The sequence below is a fragment of the Yersinia thracica genome (assembly GCF_902170565.1).
GTDB classification, from domain to species: Bacteria; Pseudomonadota; Gammaproteobacteria; order Enterobacterales; family Enterobacteriaceae; genus Yersinia; species Yersinia thracica.
In genome coordinates, this window is the sequence record NZ_CABHXX010000030.1 from 156,839 (window position 1) to 173,263 (window position 16,425).

Genomic DNA, 16,425 nt, shown 5'->3' on the forward strand with positions numbered 1-16,425 from the left:
CGTTGCTACCACTATTCTGCGTGGATAATTAGCCATTCTTGGGCAACATCAAAGAAGTGCTGGGCCAGCGGTGTCGCCCGCCCTGGTTCAGCGACCACCACCGCAGCATGGCGGTTCATCCTAGGAATATCCACCGACCTGCGCTGTAACGCCGGGGACATCTCCTCCAACAAACTGCCTTGCGGGAATAAACCACAGCCCAACCCGACAAAAATCCCTTGTAGCAATTGCAGAATAGAGGTGCTTTCCAGCCGAATATGTAATGACAGCTCTGCATCGCGAAAATTATTATCCAGATAGCGGCGGAAATAACGGCTCGGCTCCGCCAGACAAAGTGGCAATGCGGCCACCTGGGAAAGCGTTAACGGCTCGGTGCCAGTTAATTCAGGGAAATGTTCCGGGTGGAATAGCAGGTCAACCCCGCCATCGATGAGCGGTTGAGCTTGAAAATGCAGTTCATTCAAAGTGCTCAGTTCGAAAAAACCGATTCCCACATCAACCGAGTGCCCCGTCAGGGCTTCCAGCAGTTGATCAGCACTTAACACTGAGACCCGATAGTCCAGATGGGGGTAGCGCTCACTGGCACTTTTCAGCAATTGCGCCAATGAAATGCTGCATTGCGGCACTATGCCAATCCGTAGCGTGCCATTCAGACCATGCTTCAGTGATTCCACCTCCAGCTTTAGCCCTTGATAGACAGAGACAATTTCTCTCGCCCAGGCTAAAACTCGCTCGCCTTCCGCAGTAAATCCTTCAAAATTATTGCCACGGTTTATCAGTGGCACACCCAGCTCCCGCTCCAGATTTTTCAAGCGCATCGACAAAGTTGGCTGGCTGACAAAGCTGGCTTCTGCTGCACGACCAAAGTGCCGTTCGCGCTCCAAATTACACAGATAGATAAGCTGTTTGATATCCATACAGAATCTCAGATTTTCATGATTCGATGCAGTATACCATTGTGCTTCCATCCGGTGTTTTGTCGCACTGCCGTTTTTTAGACCAAAAATTTACATAACTCTGGGATCCAGCACTCAGTTTGCCGCTCGACTCAGATATTTACCTGATTAACATTTAACCGCATTTTGGATAATTTCAGACTTTTCATCGTAAGCACAATATTGATTTGGCTATTCACATACATTTAACGATATGAACCACAAAATGGCAAAATAGCAGAATATATACCTGAATAAAATCAGTTCAGCTTTTAATCAAAACAAAAAATTGCCAAACAGCGAAAACATAAACGTTAATTCTGCATAACATTTGCAACATAGCTGCATCGCGCTGATAGAGATAAATGTAACAGAACATTGCAAAAGCCTTGTCTCGTTGACAAAGATAGTGAACATTAACCGCCGCTAAACATCTTATAACAACGCAAAAGGATGCCATCTCGCGCATTCACTTTTGTCTTTCCTGTCATTTATATCTATGTCAGGTAGTGAAAAACAGGGGTTTCCGTGTCAACAGCAAACAACCATCAACAACCAAAAGAGAGCCAACAGCCACCAAACGGCAGTCAACCCGAAATCAGTATGAATGCTTTCAAGCAACCGAAAGCGTTTTACCTGATCTTCTCCATAGAACTGTGGGAACGTTTTGGTTATTACGGCCTGCAAGGGATCATGGCCGTTTATCTGGTCAAAATGCTCGGGATGAGCGAAGCCGATTCGATAACCTTATTCTCCTCTTTCAGCGCCCTGGTCTATGGCTTCGTTGCCATTGGTGGGTGGTTAGGGGATAAAGTTCTCGGTGCGAAACGCGTTATTGTGCTGGGTGCGCTAGTGCTGGCGGTGGGGTATTCCATGATAGCCTACTCCGGCCATGATATTTTCTGGGTCTATCTGGGCATGGCAACCATTGCTGTTGGTAATGGTTTATTCAAAGCCAACCCATCCTCCCTGCTGTCAACTTGCTATAACAAAGACGATCCGCGTTTGGACGGTGCATTCACCATGTACTATATGTCCATCAATATAGGTTCGTTCTTCTCTATGATGGCAACCCCATGGTTGGCAGTGAAGTATGGCTGGAACGTCGCATTTTCACTGAGTGTTATTGGGATGCTTATCACTCTGGTGAACTTCTGGTTCTGCCGTAAATGGGTGAAAAATCAAGGTTCCAAACCTGACTTCGCGCCTTTGCAGTTTAAAAAACTGTTGATGGTATTGGTCGGCGTGGTGGCTCTGATTGCCCTGTCGAGCTGGCTGCTGCATAACCAGATAGTGGCCCGTTGGGCGCTGGCGCTGGTGTCTGTCGGCATTATCTGTATTTTTGCCAAAGAGACATTTTCACTGCACGGCACCGCACGCCGTAGAATGATTGTGGCATTCCTATTGATGCTAGAAGCGGTCGTGTTCTTTGTGTTGTACAGCCAAATGCCAACATCTCTGAATTTCTTCGCCATTCATAACGTTGAACACAGCATCTTGGGTATTAACTTCGAGCCGGAACAATTTCAAGCTTTGAACCCGTTCTGGATTATGGTTGCCAGCCCAATACTGGCCGCAATCTATAACAAAATGGGCGATAGCCTGCCAATGCCGCACAAATTTGCTTTCGGTATGGTGCTCTGCTCCGCCGCTTTCCTGGTACTACCGTGGGGCGCAAGCCTTGCTAACGAACACGGTATCGTCTCCGTCAATTGGTTAATCCTCAGCTATGCATTGCAGAGTATTGGTGAGCTGATGATTTCCGGCCTGGGTCTGGCGATGGTGGCGCAGTTAGTGCCGCAGCGCCTGATGGGTTTCATCATGGGGTCATGGTTCCTGACCACTGCGGCCGCGGCGATGATCGCCGGTAAAGTTGCCGCATTGACCGCAGTACCAAGTGATATCACTGACGCCCATGCATCACTGGCTATCTATAGCCACGTGTTTATGCAGATTGGTATTGTGACCGCCATCATCGCGGTTCTGATGATGCTGACCGCACCAAAACTGTATCGCATGACATTGGCACCGAGTGACAACAACAAAGCACCGTCCGCCACAGCCGTTTAATCTGCTGGCCGGCTAAAAGCGCTCCTTCGGGAGCGTTTTTTTTGTTTAACATCAGCGGGCGGTCAGTTATTTGACCATACCGCCAACTGATAGCCATCTGGATCGGTAAAGTGGAAACGCCGCCCTCCGGGGAAAGCAAAGACCGGAATAACAATTTTGGCCCCCGCCTCTTCCAGACGTTTTTGTGTCTGTGCCAAATCATCAGCATAGAGAATGACAAGTGGCCCACCATTGGGCTTAACCTCGCCCACAGTAAACCCCCCCGTCAATCGACCATCAGTAAATTCACAATAGCTCGGCCCATAATCCGTAAATCGCCACTGAAAAACCGTTCCGTAAAAGTCTTTCGAACGGGCAATGTCACTGACAGCAAACTCTATATTGTCGATACGATTATCATTTCTCTGAATACTCATAGGTGCTCCGGTGATTAACGCATTAATTAATATCAGGGTTTCATCTTAAGCATTTACTCAATTTATGTCTCTATGGTCACCCAACGCCAATGTGAATAACGCCGCGCTCTTTTTGTACAAAAAATAAACTATACTTTACATAATTCGAGGTTCATTAATCCCGAGAAGCTTACTGTAGCAGTGATAATGAGGTGATTTATGATCAACCATGTTTGGGGACTTATGACCCATCCCGGTCAGGAATTACAGCAAATCAAACGTGAGGGCGAAAGCGTACGCCACATGTATGCTCATCACATTCTCCTGATGGCGGCTATCCCGGTGATTTGCGCATTTATTGGCACCACGCAAGTCGGCTGGAGCTTTGGTGACGGCCAGAGCATAAAACTAACCCCCCTAACCGCGCTCTATTCTGCTGTGATTTTCTATGTGTTGATTTTGGCCGCCGTGGCACTGATGGGCCGGGTTATTTACTGGATGGCCCGCCGTTATGAAAGCCGCCCGAGTTGGCAGAATTGTACTCTGTTCGCGGGCTATGCTGCCACACCGATGTTTTTGGCGGGAGTGGTTGCCCTCTACCCAATCATCTGGTTGTGCTTATTGGTCGGGGTGATTGCACTTTGTTATGCCGGTTATCTGATGTATCTGGGAATTCCCACTTTCCTGAACATTGACCGGCAAGAAGGTTTTATTTTCTCCGGCTCGACCTTTGCCATCGGGGTGCTGGTGTTAGAGTTACTTCTGGGCCTCACTGTCTTATTGTGGGGCTATGGTTCGCGCCTGCTGTAATCATTGATAGCGGTAATAACGGATGACAGTAATCACTGAACTCTGTGACACCGTCACTGACTGGGGCGCGCCGCTCTCCAGTCAATGTCTCAGTGAACGGCCCTTAATCGGGTTTTTTTAAAGTCGCTAACAGGCTTTTATGGTGATTAATGTCGTCTGGATCGCAATCTCTTACATCCCCGCACAGAATAAGGTTGTACACTGTGTGAGACTGATGCAAACAAGGCAAAAAAAATGAAAAAGCTGACATTAAAAGAAATGACCGAAAGTGAGCAACGCGATGTCAAAACGCAACTCGATAAAGCCAGGATAAATTTAGGAAGGGCATTAACCAATTCAGAACAAAATAAAGTCAAAGACGAAGCAATAGAAAAAATCATGAACGCCCGAGAACAAATCGCCAAGTTAACCCGCGTAGAAAGAAAAACCAAAAAAACAGCACCAAGCACCACCACCTTTAGCTGGTCCGCCTCTATCAGCACACGTCCACCACGGTAACAACTCGTCCACTGACAGAAAATAACTGTTATGGATGGCCTACAGTGGCGGAAATTCACTGCTGTAGGTCAATTTCTGACTTCCTGCATAATTATATTACATTGTACTAGCAGCATTTTTTACCTCCCTACCTTAGGATTAATGGAAGCTTTTATCTTTCAGTACGCTATTAAGGAGTCTGTGATGAAATTGTTCTATAAACCCGGTGCCTGCTCTTTGTCCCCCCATATTGTATTACGTGAAGCGGGGCTAGATTTCAGTATTGAAAGCGTCGATCTGGCGACTAAAAAAACTGAAACGGGTGAAGACTATTTGCGCATCAATCCAAAAGGACAAGTCCCTGCTCTGTTACTGGATGACGGTAGTCTGCTCACCGAAGGTGTCGCTATTGTGCAATATCTGGCAGATATTGTGCCCGATCGTCAGCTCATTGCACCATCAGGCACCCTTTCTCGCTATCACGCCATTGAGTGGTTAAATTTCGTGGCGACTGAATTACATAAAGGCTTCAGCCCGCTATTTAACCCGAAAACACCCGATGAATATAAAGCGATTGCCCGTGAGCGGCTGGATAAACAATTCAGCTACGTCGATAGCGAATTAGCAAAACATGATTATCTGTTAGGCTCAAAATTCAGTGTAGCCGACGCCTATCTATTTACGGTCACCCGTTGGGCGAATGCACTGAAGCTTGATATTAAGCAGCGCAGCCATTTAGACAAATATATGGCGCGAGTTGCTGACCGCCCGGCAGTAAAAGAAGCCCTGGCAGCAGAAAAGATATAAAGAAATAAGTCATTAGATTGGTTACAGTGCCCCTGATTAAGGGGCGCTGTATTAAGTAAGTGATTCGGGTAAGTGCGCGCAGCTAACACCCTTGCAGCTTCAAGCCCGAAAAATCCTCAAAGTCATTGGAGTTGCAAGTAGGCAGCAAGCAAACGCATCCCGATGAGCTTACACAAGTAAGTGATTCGGGTAAGTGCGCGCAGCTAACACCCTTGCAGCTTCAAGGACGCAGAGGATTAGCAGTGAATTGGCGGGTAGGATTAACAATTGCATCCTGCGCCGCAACAACCTGAAGTTCATACTCACCCATCTCCTGAGTTTTCAGCATAACGTCATAGACGGCGGCAGTCACATGCTCAAGCGCTTTATCCAATGGTTCGCCTTTGAGCAGATTGACCAGCAATAATCCACTCGTCAAATCACCCACACCTACTGGCTGGCGTGCACCAAAATCTACCAGCGGGCGGCTAATGTGCCAGGCATCATCAGCGGTAACTAATAACATTTCAAAACAGTCCAGGCTATAACCGGCGCGGCTCAAATGCTTGACCAAAACAACTTTCGGCCCTTTAGCAACAAGGTCACGGGCGACCTTAACAGCTTGTTCGACATTTTCGACCCGCGCACCACTGAGTTGCTCCAGTTCGAGCAGATTAGGCGCAATGATATCGCTGGCCGGTAATGCCTCTTGGCAGAAAAACTCTGCCACACCCGGTGCGACAATACAGCCTTTTTCAGGATGCCCCATGACCGGGTCACAAAAATACCAGGCATTAGGATTGGCCTGTTTGACGCGCGCGACGGCCGCCAAAATATGGCTACCTTGTTCCGGTGAACCAATATAACCACTCAATACGGCATCACAATCTTTCAGTCTGCCAATATCGGCAATACCTTGAACAATTTCAGTCAGATGGCTGGCTGGCATGACACATCCCGACCAATGACCATATTGAGTATGATTCGAAAACTGGACAGTATTCAGCGGCCAGACATTAACACCCATCCGGCGCATAGGAAACTCAGCCGCACTATTACCAGCATGGCCAAAAACAACATGGGACTGAATTGAAAGTATATTTTTCATTGGTACGGCCTAAAGTGAATAAACCATCAGCAAAAAAAATAAGGAGCAAGCTTGCCCCTTATTTTCTTTTACTCTTACAGCCAGCTAATCAGGCAATAATGTTTTTTGCCACGGCGCAATAAGGTATAGCGCCCAAATAGACGGTCAGTATCCGCGAAAGTGTATTCCGGATCGGATTGCTTCTCACCATTGATAGCCACAGCATTGGAGCTAATCATGGTGCGCGCTTGACCACGGGAGGGCACCAACTCTGCATTGACCAACGCTTGCTGCAAATCGGCATCACGGGTCAGTTCAATGGTCGGCATGCCATCTTGCGCCAACTGAGCAAAGTCAGCTTCTGTCATCTGGTTTAAATCACCGGAAAACAAACTTGCAGTGATACGTTTAGCCGCCGCCAGCCCCTCTTCGCCATGTACCATGCCCGTGACATTTTCTGCCAACACGTACTGAGCGCGCGGGGCTTTACCGCTGTTTTTATCTTCTTCTTCCAGCGCATTTATTTCTTCCAAGCTCATGAAAGTAAAAAATTTCAGGAAGCGATAAACGTCAGCATCTGCGGTATTGATCCAGAACTGGTAGAATTTGTAAGGGCTGGTTTTCTTCGGATCAAGCCATACTGCGCCACCTTCAGTTTTACCGAATTTGGTGCCATCGGCTTTGGTGATCAATGGGACGGTCAGACCATAAACCTGCTGCTGGTGAAGGCGGCGAGTCAAATCGATACCCGAGGTAATGTTACCCCATTGGTCAGAACCCCCAATTTGCAGTGCCACACCGTGCGCTTTATTCAGGCAAGCAAAATCATAAGCTTGCAGCAAATTGTAGGAAAATTCAGTAAATGAAATACCGCTATCGTCGCGATTCAAGCGCTGTTTAACGGCCTCTTTATTAATCATCTGATTAACCGAGAAGTGTTTGCCGATATCACGCAGGAAAGTCAGTACATTCATGCCACCAAACCAATCATAGTTGTTGGCTGCAATAGCACTGTTTTCACCGCATTCAAAATCCAGGAATGGCGACACTTGTCGGCGAATTTTTTCCACCCACTCATTCACAGTGTCTTCCGTATTCAGTTTACGTTCGCTGGCTTTGAAGCTTGGGTCACCAATCATACCGGTAGCACCACCGACTAAAGCGACCGGGCGATGCCCTGCCAGTTGGAAGCGCTTTAAGCATAACAACGGAACCAGATGACCCAAATGCAAGCTGTCTGCGGTCGGATCGAACCCGCAATACAGTGAAATTGGCCCTTGCGCCAGTCTCTCTGCTAACGCGTCTTCATCCGTAACCTGGGCAACGAGGCCCCGCTCTTGCAATTGTTTAATCAGGTTGCTGCTGGTCATCAACGACTCCATTGTTTTTCACAAAAATTGTTTTTCACAAAAAAATTGTTTTTCACAAACGTGTTTTTACGAGGTAACGCGGATTTATACCCTAAATAATTCGAGTTGCAGGAAGGCGACAATTGAGCAAATTCCCAGGAGCTTACTCAAGTAAGTGACTGGGGTGAACGAAAGCAGTCAACGCGCATGCAGCTTGAAGTATGATGGGTATAGAATAAAGCGCCCGCCGCACGAGCGCCAGAATTTCATCACTCTCACGGCGCTAAACGGTCAATTTCCCATGCATTTGCATCCCGTTGATAGATAAAACGGTCATGCAACCGGTGTTCGCCGCCTTGCCAGAACTCGACCGAGTCGAATTTAACGCGGAACCCGCCCCAAAAACTGGGCAGCGGCACATCACCTTGTTGGAATTTTTGCTTGAGCTCAAGAAATTTACTTTCCAGTACCCCGCGGGCGGAAATTCGTGAAGATTGCTGGGATACCCAAGCGCCAATCTGGCTATCTTTCGGACGGGAACTGAAGTATTTCAGCACTTCGAGGGTGGAAAGGCGCTCTGCTTTGCCAAGGAAAATGACTTGCCGGTCGAGCATATGCCAGGGGAATAATAAGCTGATATGCGGATTTTCAGCTAATTGCTGCGCTTTGCGACTGCCTAAGTTGGTATAGAACACCAAACCCTGATCGTCATAATGCTTCAACAGCACAATCCGCTGATAAGGCTGGCCATTGGCATCGACTGTTGCCACACACATGGCCGTCGGGTCTGGCAAGCGTGCATCACAGGCCTGTTTGAGCCAGCGCTCAAACAACGCCAATGGATTTTCGGTTAAATCGCTACGGCGTAGACCACCGCGAATATATTCACGGCGCAAGTCTGCTACATCAAAATTGTCGGTCATATAAGCTCGGTCAGGCACAGGAAAGCAGTGATGATTATTCTGCCCTTGCAGCAGCAGAATCACAATCACCTTAAGCCAGCAACAGCCTGATTACTTGATCAAAGTATTTATTTTATCAACACACAGTCATTGATAATGACTTTTTCGTCACGCTCAACAAAAGCAGTATTTCCTTTCGACCAGAAAGTATAGTGACCATCACTGTATTTGGCACCAGACGCCGCGCGCACTTGTGGCAAGGTCAGCTGTTCACCATCTAAAACAAAGCTGACTTTATCTTGCTTATTGTCTTGCATCACTTTCAGCTTGGTGGTGCCACATTGATAATGCAAAGTTTCACTCTTAGTGGGTTCTAGCAAACTGCACCCCGCCAGCATCAATACAGCCACTGCGCCGAATACGGTTGTCGTGCCCAATACATATTTCATTTTGCCGTCCTTATTGCGTGAATAAACCAGCGTAATCCAGGGCAGCTTAGCACTGTCATCGTAAGGATACAGGATAGACTGCTCCTAAAATGGTCTCGCAACTGGCACCCGTTACCGAGGGCAAATTGCCCGATTTACCGGATAAAGTTCGGAATGCCAGCCAGGCGAAAGCCAGCGCTTCCATATCATCGCCACTGACGCCAAAATCATCGGTGACACAGACTTCAGTACCCGGCAACAAGGTTGACATCCGCGACATCACTAATGGATTGCGCGCCCCGCCCCCGCAGACCAATAACCGCTCACAACCTCCGGCTAACTGCACTTGCTCGGCAATAGACAGTGCGGTTAGCTCCGCTAAGGTCGCCTGAACATCCTCAGGTTTTATGTTCGGAATTTTAGTCAATTGCTCATCCAACCACCCGGCATTAAAATATTCGCGCCCGGTGCTTTTCGGCGCGGGTTTGGCAAAGTAGGGATCACTGAACATCAGCTTCAGTAGTGGCTGATTAACCCGCCCTGACTGGGCCCAAGCGGCGTCTTTGTCATAAGGTAAGGAGCGATTGCGCCAAATCCAGCTATCCATCAGCATATTCCCTGGCCCAGTATCAAAACCGCGCACCGGCGAATCAGGTAATAGCAGAGATAAATTCGCAATGCCGCCAATGTTCAAAACCATCCGCCGCTCAGTGGAATGGGCTAACAATGCATGGTGGAAGGCCGGAACCAGAGGTGCGCCCTGCCCGCCATAGGCCATATCCCGGCGACGAAAGTCCCCGACAGTGGCAATTTTTGTCATAGCAGCAATGCGGTTGTTATCACCTAATTGCAGGGTAAAGGCCGGCTCTCCCAGCGGCTCATGCCATACTGTTTGCCCGTGACAGCCAATGGCGGTGATATCTTGCCCCGTCAACCCCTCTTTGGCCAATAGCGCCAGCACGGCTTCGGCAAATAATATCCCCAATTGGGCATCGAGCTTACCCACGGCTGACAGTGTGGTTGACTGCCCCTGACACATGCCAAGAATGTCTTTCTTCAGTTGTAGCGGCATCGGGTGGCAATAACTGGCCTGCTGAGCCACCATGCGCTCATCAATGGCGGCCAGCACGACGTCAACACCATCCAGACTGGTTCCTGACATAACTCCAATAAAACGGCCTGATTTCATAGCAATGACCTTATTTCCCATTGAGGGACAAAATAGCAACAAGACTTTGCGCCGGCTAAGTCAGAATAATAAAATTAACACCATGAAAAGATATACTTTTTTAAGTGTATACCGCCATAGGGGCATGTCTTAAAGAAGGTTTTTTATTTGCAGGAAGAGTCACATAAAAGTTATTGATGCTGACATTTTCGTTTACAGCATGATATTTCTGACTTTAAGAAAGTTAAACCGCCGTTTAATATTGGTTGAGCTATCACCCGCTAAGCTGCGGATCCATTGATGTGGTCGAAAACTTAAACGACCATCAAAAATAAGTTAAGTAGTGAAATAAATACTGGGGTAAGCCATACTTTATGCAAATACTATACCCTAAATAATTCGAGTTGTAGGAAGGCGGCAACTGAGCGAACCCCCAATAGCTTACATAAGTAAGTGACTGGGGTTAACGAAGGCAGCCAACACACATGCAGCTTGAAGTATGACGGGTATAGGCCGTCAATAGGCTGGATTTGGATATACCAGACATACTGAACCGTAATACGGTTATGCATTTTAATAGGAGTTTTTATGATCAAGCCATTAATCGCCATCGCTATTGCTGCGGTAACTCTAACCGGTTGTGCCAACAACAACACCTTGTCTGGTGACGTTTTTAGTGCATCACAAGCCAAACAAGTACAAACGGTGACTTACGGCACATTGCTTTCCGTTCGTCCGGTCACCATCCAAGGCGGCGATGACAACAATGTTATGGGCGCTATCGGTGGTGCTGTTCTGGGCGGTTTCCTGGGGAATACTGTTGGTGGCGGTACCGGACGTAGTCTGGCGACGGCGGCGGGTGCAGTGGCCGGTGGTATGGCAGGACAAGGTGTTCAGGGTGCAATGAACCGTACTGACGGCGTGCAACTTGAAGTGCGTAAAGATGATGGCACAACCATTCTGGTGGTTCAGAAACAAGGCCCAACCCGCTTTAGCGTAGGCCAGCGCGTTATGCTCGCCAGCAGCGGCAGCACCGTCACTGTTAGCCCGCGCTAATTAATGGCGCATGCAGTAACAGTGCATTAATAACAGCGCACGCGTGATGTCATCGATAAAAGCCAGAGATCATAACGATCTCTGGCTTATTTTTACGGCTAAAAATTTTCTTTCTGCTGTGAATAGAGTCGTAACGCTTTATTTTACTTACTTTGTAATTGAATAATGTTTCTCTCGAGCTTATCAATCAAGCCAGATAATACTTCAACTTCATCTGCTGATATCCCCCCAAGAATTTCTTTGCGGGTGGAACATATGACGCCATCAACCTGCTCTATTATCGGTGAAGACTGTTCCGTCAGTTTTATCCTCTTTGCACGCCGATCATTTGCACAAGTATGGCGTGTAATTAGACCTTTCTCCTCCAGTTGATCTAAGGTTCTAACTAATGATGGTTGTTCGATACCAATCGCTTTTGCCAGTTGAATCTGTGATTGCTCAGGTGGTAAACGATTAATGTTATGCAAGGTAACCCAATGCGTTTGGGTCAGTTCCAACGGCTTTAACCGATGGTCGATCAGCGCGCGCCAAACGCGAACTAATCGTGCTAAATCAGATCCTAATGTCGATTCCAATTGCCCCTCCTTTTATTTAGCGTGCTAGCATAACTACCAGAGTCCAGTCTATTTTGAGTAATTAACATTAAAAACACAAATGTATATATACCGTCGATGCTAGGACAATAGCAATAAATACGGAAAATCCTTTAAAAATATTTATGAATTTACTTAAATTACCACTTAAGGATTAACCTTATGTATGTATCAATATTATCCGCAAAGGCACCCTTATCAGATTTGGTATTAGGTGCGTCTATCTATTTTCCACCAATATTCAAGGCAGTTATACTAGGTTTGGTGCTATGGCTATTGATCCATCATGTGCTGCGGAATTGGATCTACTCTGGTGATATCTGGCATCCAATATTAATGGATCTGTCCATTTTTGTCATTGCAGTCAGCGTTTCTTTATGGATATTAGCCAGTTGGTAAATTGATATGAATCATCCCTCTCTTAAATATTTCTCTTCGGTCATCGTGTTCGCCCTCGCACTCTGTGCCGGTTGGTGGATGTGGAATTATTATATGCAATCCCCCTGGACTCGCGATGGTAAAGTCCGGGCAGAATTAGTCAGTATCACACCAGAAGTCTCTGGCCGATTGGTTAAAATATTAGTTCATGATAACCAGTTAGTAAGCTCGGGTAGCTTATTATTTGTGATTGACCCACAACCCTATCAATTGGCTCTGGATAATGCTCAAGCCGCCGTAGTGCGTGCTCAGGCTGAATTAGCCAAAGCCAATCATGAAGCCGAACGTCGCCGAAACTTACCTAAAAACATCATTTCAGGTGAAGATCTTGATATCGCCAATTTAACCGCGGACAGCATGAAAGCGGCCTATCAAGGCGCGCTGGCAAACCTCGAACAAGCGAAGTGGAACCTCAGCAAAACCAACATTTATGCCCCAACCAACGGGTACATCACCAACTTACAAACCCGCGTAGGTGACTATGCCACTACCGGCACTCCATTAGTCGCGCTAATCGATACTGATTCATTCTATGTGATGGGCTATTTCGAAGAAACCAAACTAAGGCACATTAGCGAAGGTAATAAAGCCAATATAGTTTTGTATAATGGCAACATTCCTTTACAGGGGGTGGTGGAAAGTATTGGTCGCGCCATTTATGACCAAAGTGTCGATACCGGCGGTAATTTATTGGTGGATGTGAAACCGAATGTGCCCTGGGTACGGCTGGCACAGCGGGTTCCGGTGAGGATTAAATTGTTGGATGTCCCCGCTGATGTCACATTGATTGCTGGCACCACCTGCACCATTTCGCTGGTGGATTAAGCCATGCGCCTCACTCTCCCCTCATGGCAGCAAACGCCTTGGGGTAAGGCTAATGCGGGTCAGTGGCGTTACGCACTGCGTAATTCGCTGGCCATGTGTTTATCCCTGTGGATTGCGTTTACGCTGAATCTAGATGAGCCCTACTGGGCGATGACCTCCGCGGCGGTGGTCAGTTTCCCGACCATCGGGGGCGTCATCAGCAAGAGTATCGGGCGGGTTATCGGCAGCCTGATGGGTGCTGCGGCATCATTGATGATTGCCGGCCATTGCCTAAATGACCCCTGGCTGTTTACCTTTGTGATTGCCGCCTGGATTGGCCTCTGTACTTTTGTCTCAAATCACTATCAAAATAACGTTTCCTATGCTTTTGCTTTAGCCGGCTACACCACCGCGATCATCGCTTTTTCTACCGTCAATACCACTGACACACAGCAAATCTTTGATATCGCCCAAGCCCGAGTCTGTGAGGTCATTACCGGCATTCTCTGCGGCGGTCTGATGATGATGCTGCTCCCCAGCACTTCAGATGGCGAAGCACTGCTGACATCATTGCGCCGTATGCAATCCCGCTTGCTGGAACACGCAGAATTATTGTGGCAAACCGAGCAAGCACCACAAATTCGCACTTCACATGAGGGGGTGATTGGGCAAATCCTCACCATGAATCTACTGCGCATTCAGGCATTTTGGAGTCATTACCGCTGGCGGCGGCAAAATAATGTATTGAATTTTATTCTGCATCGCCAGCTACGCATCACCAGTGTGATTACCAGTTTGCGCCGCATGCTCGTTAACTGGCCATCGCCGCCAGAGAATCTGCCAGCCGTGCTCGCGCAATTGTTAGCGGCCTTGCAGCAACCGGGCTGTGATAAATACCAAATAGGCAGGATCCTGCAAAAAATTGCTCCTCATGATGAGTTTGATTATCGCCATCGGGCTTTCTGGTTAAGATTGCGGCACTTTTGTTGGCTCTATTTGCAGGTTAATCGCTGGCTGGCGCAACTGGATAAAGAACCTGAATCCGGCATGGTGTCACCGCCTCCAGTGACCTCTCTAGCCCGCCATACCGATACTTATGAGGCCGCCTATAATGGTCTGAGAACCTTTGTTTGCATTGTTATCGGCTGTGCATTCTGGATACATACTCAGTGGAGTTCAGGCAGTGCCGCGCTGGCATTGGCGGCGGTGAGTTGCGTGCTCTACTCCGCCACTCCCTCACCGACGGAAAGTATTGCCACGCTCCTGAAAGCCATTGTTTTGCTCTCTATCAGCTGCTTTATTCTGAAGTTTGGCGTGATGGTGCAAATTGATGTTTTTTGGCAATTTGCCGTGCTGTTATTCCCGATTTTAATCACCATGCAAATGATGAAACTTCAGCATCCGGCTTATACCGCCCTGTGGGGGCAATTGATTGTTTTTATGGGGTCGTTTCTGAGTGTGACCAACCCACCCAGCTATGATTACCAAGAATTTCTGAATGATAATCTTGGCAAGCTAGTGGGCGTGATGTTGGCGGGCGTGGCATTTCAGCTACTGCGCCCCAGCTCCGATAAACGCAAGAGTCGGCGGATTATTCGTATGTTACGGCGTGATTTTATCGACCAACTCAGCAGCCATCCGCAACAAAGCCAGAATCAGTTTGAATCACTGATATATCACCGCATTAATCAGCTCAATCTCAGCAAAGACCAACAGGCGCGCTTGTGGCTGCTCCGCTGGGGCATGGTGCTGCTCAATTGCAGCCATGTGGTCTGGCAGTTGCGTGATTGGCAAACCACGTCAGCCCCTTTATCCGCGGTGCGGGATGAGTGTATTCACTGTTTGAAAGGCTGCATGACCGAAAAAGGTGTTCAGCCGACTTCTCTGCAAGCCACGTTGCAGGAATTACAGCGCATGAGTGCAATTTTAGGACAATACCCGGATGCCTCTGGCCGAGAGTTGGCCGGGCTTATCTGGCGATTGTATTGCTCGCTGACTCAACTGCAGTTGGCGGTGCCGGGCGAGGAAAAGGGTGCCGAAGAGAAAAAAAATAAAATTGCGCCAGCCTGAGGCTCGCTGGCGCAGAGAACTCACTTAAGGCACGTCATAACCCAGCGCAGCACGGCGAATACGGAACCATTGCTGGCGCGTCATCGTAAGAGAGAGTGACGCCCATGCGGATTTAACCCGCTCTATCTTGCCAGAACCAATAATCGGTAATGGCGCAGAAGGCAAACGTAGCACCCAGGCATAAACCACTTGCTCAATACTTTCAGCGCCTATTTCGTCCGCGACTGTCTGCAATTCATTACGCAATGTTTGGAACTCAGGGTCACTAAACAGGCGACCACCGCCCAAACAAGACCATGCCATGGGCTTAATACGCAACTGTTGGCAAGCATCAAGTGTCCCGTCCACAATCGCTGGCTGATGCAGCGGTGAAATTTCTACCTGATTCGTGACCAATGAGAATGGCAACCGTGATTGCAGTAAGCTGAATTGCGCAGGCGAAAAGTTTGAAACGCCAAAATGTTTTACTTTGCCGCTTTGGTGTAATTGAGTGAATGCCTCAGCAACTTCATCAGCATCCATCAATGGATCTGGGCGATGAATCAGCAACAAATCAAGATAGTCTGTATGCAGATGCGTCAAAGATTGTTCTGCACTTTCAATGATATGAGAACGATCAGTAATATAATGTCCCAAAGCGTGTTCTGGTTTAGCGGTGGTGGCGATGCCACATTTGCTGACTAATTCCAGTTGGCTGCGTAGCGAGGGTTTAAGACGTAATGCTTGCCCAAATGCCTGTTCGCACTGATAACCGCCGTAAATATCAGCATGATCCGCAGTGGTGATGCCCAATTCAATATGTTGCTCGATAAAAGTCAACAATTGCGCCGGTGTCATGTCCCATTCCATCAGCCGCCAATAACCGCAAATCATGCGAGAAAATTCAGGCCCGAGCGGAGCCAGTTGGCTACGTGTATCCATTATTAGCTACCTCATTTGTTTATCTGCCCATAAGCATACACAACCAGCAGAAAGGTTAAATCCTCCCTGGGCAATGAATTGGGGCTGATCAACGAAACCGCCATAATCGCTAAACATTAAGGAAAATAATGGCGCA

17 protein-coding genes are annotated in these 16,425 nt (G+C 47.8%); 8 read left to right on the forward strand and 9 right to left on the reverse strand.

Annotation, left to right across the window (positions count from 1 at the left end; genetic code table 11):
* Positions 1-11 precede the first annotated feature (11 nt).
* Positions 12-917: a LysR family transcriptional regulator gene (locus FTA91_RS04230; RefSeq protein ID WP_050115377.1), complete on the reverse strand. Its 906-nt coding sequence runs from the start codon at positions 915-917 to the stop codon at positions 12-14.
* Positions 918-1,463: 546 nt separating this feature from the next.
* Here FTA91_RS04230 and dtpA point away from each other — a divergent pair.
* A complete protein-coding gene (gene dtpA, locus FTA91_RS04235) occupies positions 1,464-3,005 on the forward strand; it encodes a dipeptide/tripeptide permease DtpA (protein WP_050115375.1) in 1,542 nt (513 codons plus the stop codon).
* 62 nt (positions 3,006-3,067) lie between these two features.
* On the opposite strand, the gene FTA91_RS04240 is transcribed toward dtpA, so the two are convergent.
* Positions 3,068-3,421 carry a VOC family protein gene (locus FTA91_RS04240; protein ID WP_050115373.1) on the reverse strand — a complete coding sequence of 118 codons (354 nt, stop codon included), beginning with the start codon at positions 3,419-3,421 and terminating at the stop codon, positions 3,068-3,070.
* Between the two features lie 198 nt (positions 3,422-3,619).
* Here FTA91_RS04240 and FTA91_RS04245 point away from each other — a divergent pair, with 198 nt between their 5' ends.
* The 3 genes from FTA91_RS04245 (at position 3,620) to gstA (ending at position 5,494) form a co-directional block, all read left to right on the forward strand.
* A complete protein-coding gene (locus tag FTA91_RS04245; protein ID WP_072082674.1) occupies positions 3,620-4,210 on the forward strand; it encodes a Yip1 family protein in 591 nt (196 codons plus the stop codon).
* 234 nt (positions 4,211-4,444) lie between these two features.
* Positions 4,445-4,708 (forward strand): YjbD family protein, encoded by a 264-nt coding sequence (locus FTA91_RS04250; protein WP_004706625.1) that lies wholly within the window; start codon positions 4,445-4,447, stop codon positions 4,706-4,708.
* A gap of 183 nt (positions 4,709-4,891) precedes the next feature.
* A complete protein-coding gene (gene gstA, locus FTA91_RS04255) occupies positions 4,892-5,494 on the forward strand; it encodes a glutathione transferase GstA (protein ID WP_145535987.1) in 603 nt (200 codons plus the stop codon).
* Between the two features lie 220 nt (positions 5,495-5,714).
* Here gstA and pdxY read toward each other — a convergent pair whose 3' ends face one another.
* From pdxY to anmK, 5 genes are all read right to left on the reverse strand, one after another.
* A complete protein-coding gene (gene pdxY, locus FTA91_RS04260) occupies positions 5,715-6,581 on the reverse strand; it encodes a pyridoxal kinase PdxY (protein ID WP_145535988.1) in 867 nt (288 codons plus the stop codon).
* A 74-nt stretch (positions 6,582-6,655) separates the two neighbouring features.
* Positions 6,656-7,930, reverse strand: coding sequence for a tyrosine--tRNA ligase (tyrS, locus tag FTA91_RS04265; RefSeq protein ID WP_050115367.1), 1,275 nt, complete (start codon positions 7,928-7,930; stop codon positions 6,656-6,658).
* Positions 7,931-8,184: 254 nt separating this feature from the next.
* Positions 8,185-8,832, reverse strand: coding sequence for a pyridoxamine 5'-phosphate oxidase (gene pdxH / locus FTA91_RS04270; RefSeq protein ID WP_145535989.1), 648 nt, complete (start codon positions 8,830-8,832; stop codon positions 8,185-8,187).
* Between the two features lie 107 nt (positions 8,833-8,939).
* Complete coding sequence (locus FTA91_RS04275) at positions 8,940-9,260, reverse strand: MliC family protein (RefSeq protein ID WP_050115365.1); 321 nt, start codon at positions 9,258-9,260, stop codon at positions 8,940-8,942.
* 55 nt (positions 9,261-9,315) lie between these two features.
* Entirely contained in the window at positions 9,316-10,428 is a 1,113-nt protein-coding gene (gene anmK / locus FTA91_RS04280; RefSeq protein ID WP_145535990.1) for an anhydro-N-acetylmuramic acid kinase, read from the reverse strand.
* Between the two features lie 567 nt (positions 10,429-10,995).
* On the opposite strand from anmK, the gene FTA91_RS04285 reads away from it, so the two are divergent.
* A complete protein-coding gene (locus FTA91_RS04285; RefSeq protein ID WP_004390199.1) occupies positions 10,996-11,463 on the forward strand; it encodes an outer membrane lipoprotein in 468 nt (155 codons plus the stop codon).
* Between the two features lie 143 nt (positions 11,464-11,606).
* On the opposite strand, the gene rovA is transcribed toward FTA91_RS04285, so the two are convergent.
* Positions 11,607-12,038 (reverse strand): virulence master transcriptional regulator RovA, encoded by a 432-nt coding sequence (gene rovA, locus FTA91_RS04290; RefSeq protein WP_049561969.1) that lies wholly within the window; start codon positions 12,036-12,038, stop codon positions 11,607-11,609.
* A 180-nt stretch (positions 12,039-12,218) separates the two neighbouring features.
* Between rovA and FTA91_RS04295 the strand changes: the two genes are divergently transcribed.
* The 3 genes from FTA91_RS04295 to FTA91_RS04305 are packed head-to-tail and all read left to right on the forward strand — an operon-like array spanning position 12,219 to position 15,368.
* Positions 12,219-12,455 carry a DUF1656 domain-containing protein gene (locus FTA91_RS04295; RefSeq protein WP_032819688.1) on the forward strand — a complete coding sequence of 79 codons (237 nt, stop codon included), beginning with the start codon at positions 12,219-12,221 and terminating at the stop codon, positions 12,453-12,455.
* A 6-nt stretch (positions 12,456-12,461) separates the two neighbouring features.
* On the forward strand, positions 12,462-13,319 hold the full coding sequence (locus FTA91_RS04300; RefSeq protein ID WP_050115361.1) for an efflux RND transporter periplasmic adaptor subunit: 858 nt from the start codon (positions 12,462-12,464) through the stop codon (positions 13,317-13,319).
* A gap of 3 nt (positions 13,320-13,322) precedes the next feature.
* Positions 13,323-15,368, forward strand: coding sequence for an FUSC family protein (locus FTA91_RS04305; protein ID WP_145535991.1), 2,046 nt, complete (start codon positions 13,323-13,325; stop codon positions 15,366-15,368).
* Positions 15,369-15,392: 24 nt separating this feature from the next.
* On the opposite strand, the gene FTA91_RS04310 is transcribed toward FTA91_RS04305, so the two are convergent.
* Positions 15,393-16,289 (reverse strand): aldo/keto reductase, encoded by an 897-nt coding sequence (locus tag FTA91_RS04310; RefSeq protein ID WP_050115357.1) that lies wholly within the window; start codon positions 16,287-16,289, stop codon positions 15,393-15,395.
* Positions 16,290-16,425: the final 136 nt, after the last annotated feature.

Excerpts from the sequence above, each read along its gene's own strand:
- FTA91_RS04245 (WP_072082674.1), top strand. The coding sequence starts at position 3,620 with ATGATCAACCATGTTTGGGGACTTATGACCCATCCCGGTCAGGAATTA.
- FTA91_RS04230 (WP_050115377.1), bottom strand. The coding sequence starts at position 917 with ATGGATATCAAACAGCTTATCTATCTGTGTAATTTGGAGCGCGAACGG.
- FTA91_RS04305 (WP_145535991.1), top strand. The coding sequence starts at position 13,323 with ATGCGCCTCACTCTCCCCTCATGGCAGCAAACGCCTTGGGGTAAGGCT.
- FTA91_RS04295 (WP_032819688.1), top strand. The coding sequence starts at position 12,219 with ATGTATGTATCAATATTATCCGCAAAGGCACCCTTATCAGATTTGGTA.
- FTA91_RS04310 (WP_050115357.1), bottom strand. The coding sequence starts at position 16,289 with ATGGATACACGTAGCCAACTGGCTCCGCTCGGGCCTGAATTTTCTCGC.
- pdxH (WP_145535989.1), bottom strand. The coding sequence starts at position 8,832 with ATGACCGACAATTTTGATGTAGCAGACTTGCGCCGTGAATATATTCGC.
- FTA91_RS04300 (WP_050115361.1), top strand. The coding sequence starts at position 12,462 with ATGAATCATCCCTCTCTTAAATATTTCTCTTCGGTCATCGTGTTCGCC.
- FTA91_RS04250 (WP_004706625.1), top strand. The coding sequence starts at position 4,445 with ATGAAAAAGCTGACATTAAAAGAAATGACCGAAAGTGAGCAACGCGAT.
- anmK (WP_145535990.1), bottom strand. The coding sequence starts at position 10,428 with ATGAAATCAGGCCGTTTTATTGGAGTTATGTCAGGAACCAGTCTGGAT.
- FTA91_RS04275 (WP_050115365.1), bottom strand. The coding sequence starts at position 9,260 with ATGAAATATGTATTGGGCACGACAACCGTATTCGGCGCAGTGGCTGTA.
- FTA91_RS04285 (WP_004390199.1), top strand. The coding sequence starts at position 10,996 with ATGATCAAGCCATTAATCGCCATCGCTATTGCTGCGGTAACTCTAACC.
- gstA (WP_145535987.1), top strand. The coding sequence starts at position 4,892 with ATGAAATTGTTCTATAAACCCGGTGCCTGCTCTTTGTCCCCCCATATT.
- pdxY (WP_145535988.1), bottom strand. The coding sequence starts at position 6,581 with ATGAAAAATATACTTTCAATTCAGTCCCATGTTGTTTTTGGCCATGCT.
- tyrS (WP_050115367.1), bottom strand. The coding sequence starts at position 7,930 with ATGACCAGCAGCAACCTGATTAAACAATTGCAAGAGCGGGGCCTCGTT.
- FTA91_RS04240 (WP_050115373.1), bottom strand. The coding sequence starts at position 3,421 with ATGAGTATTCAGAGAAATGATAATCGTATCGACAATATAGAGTTTGCT.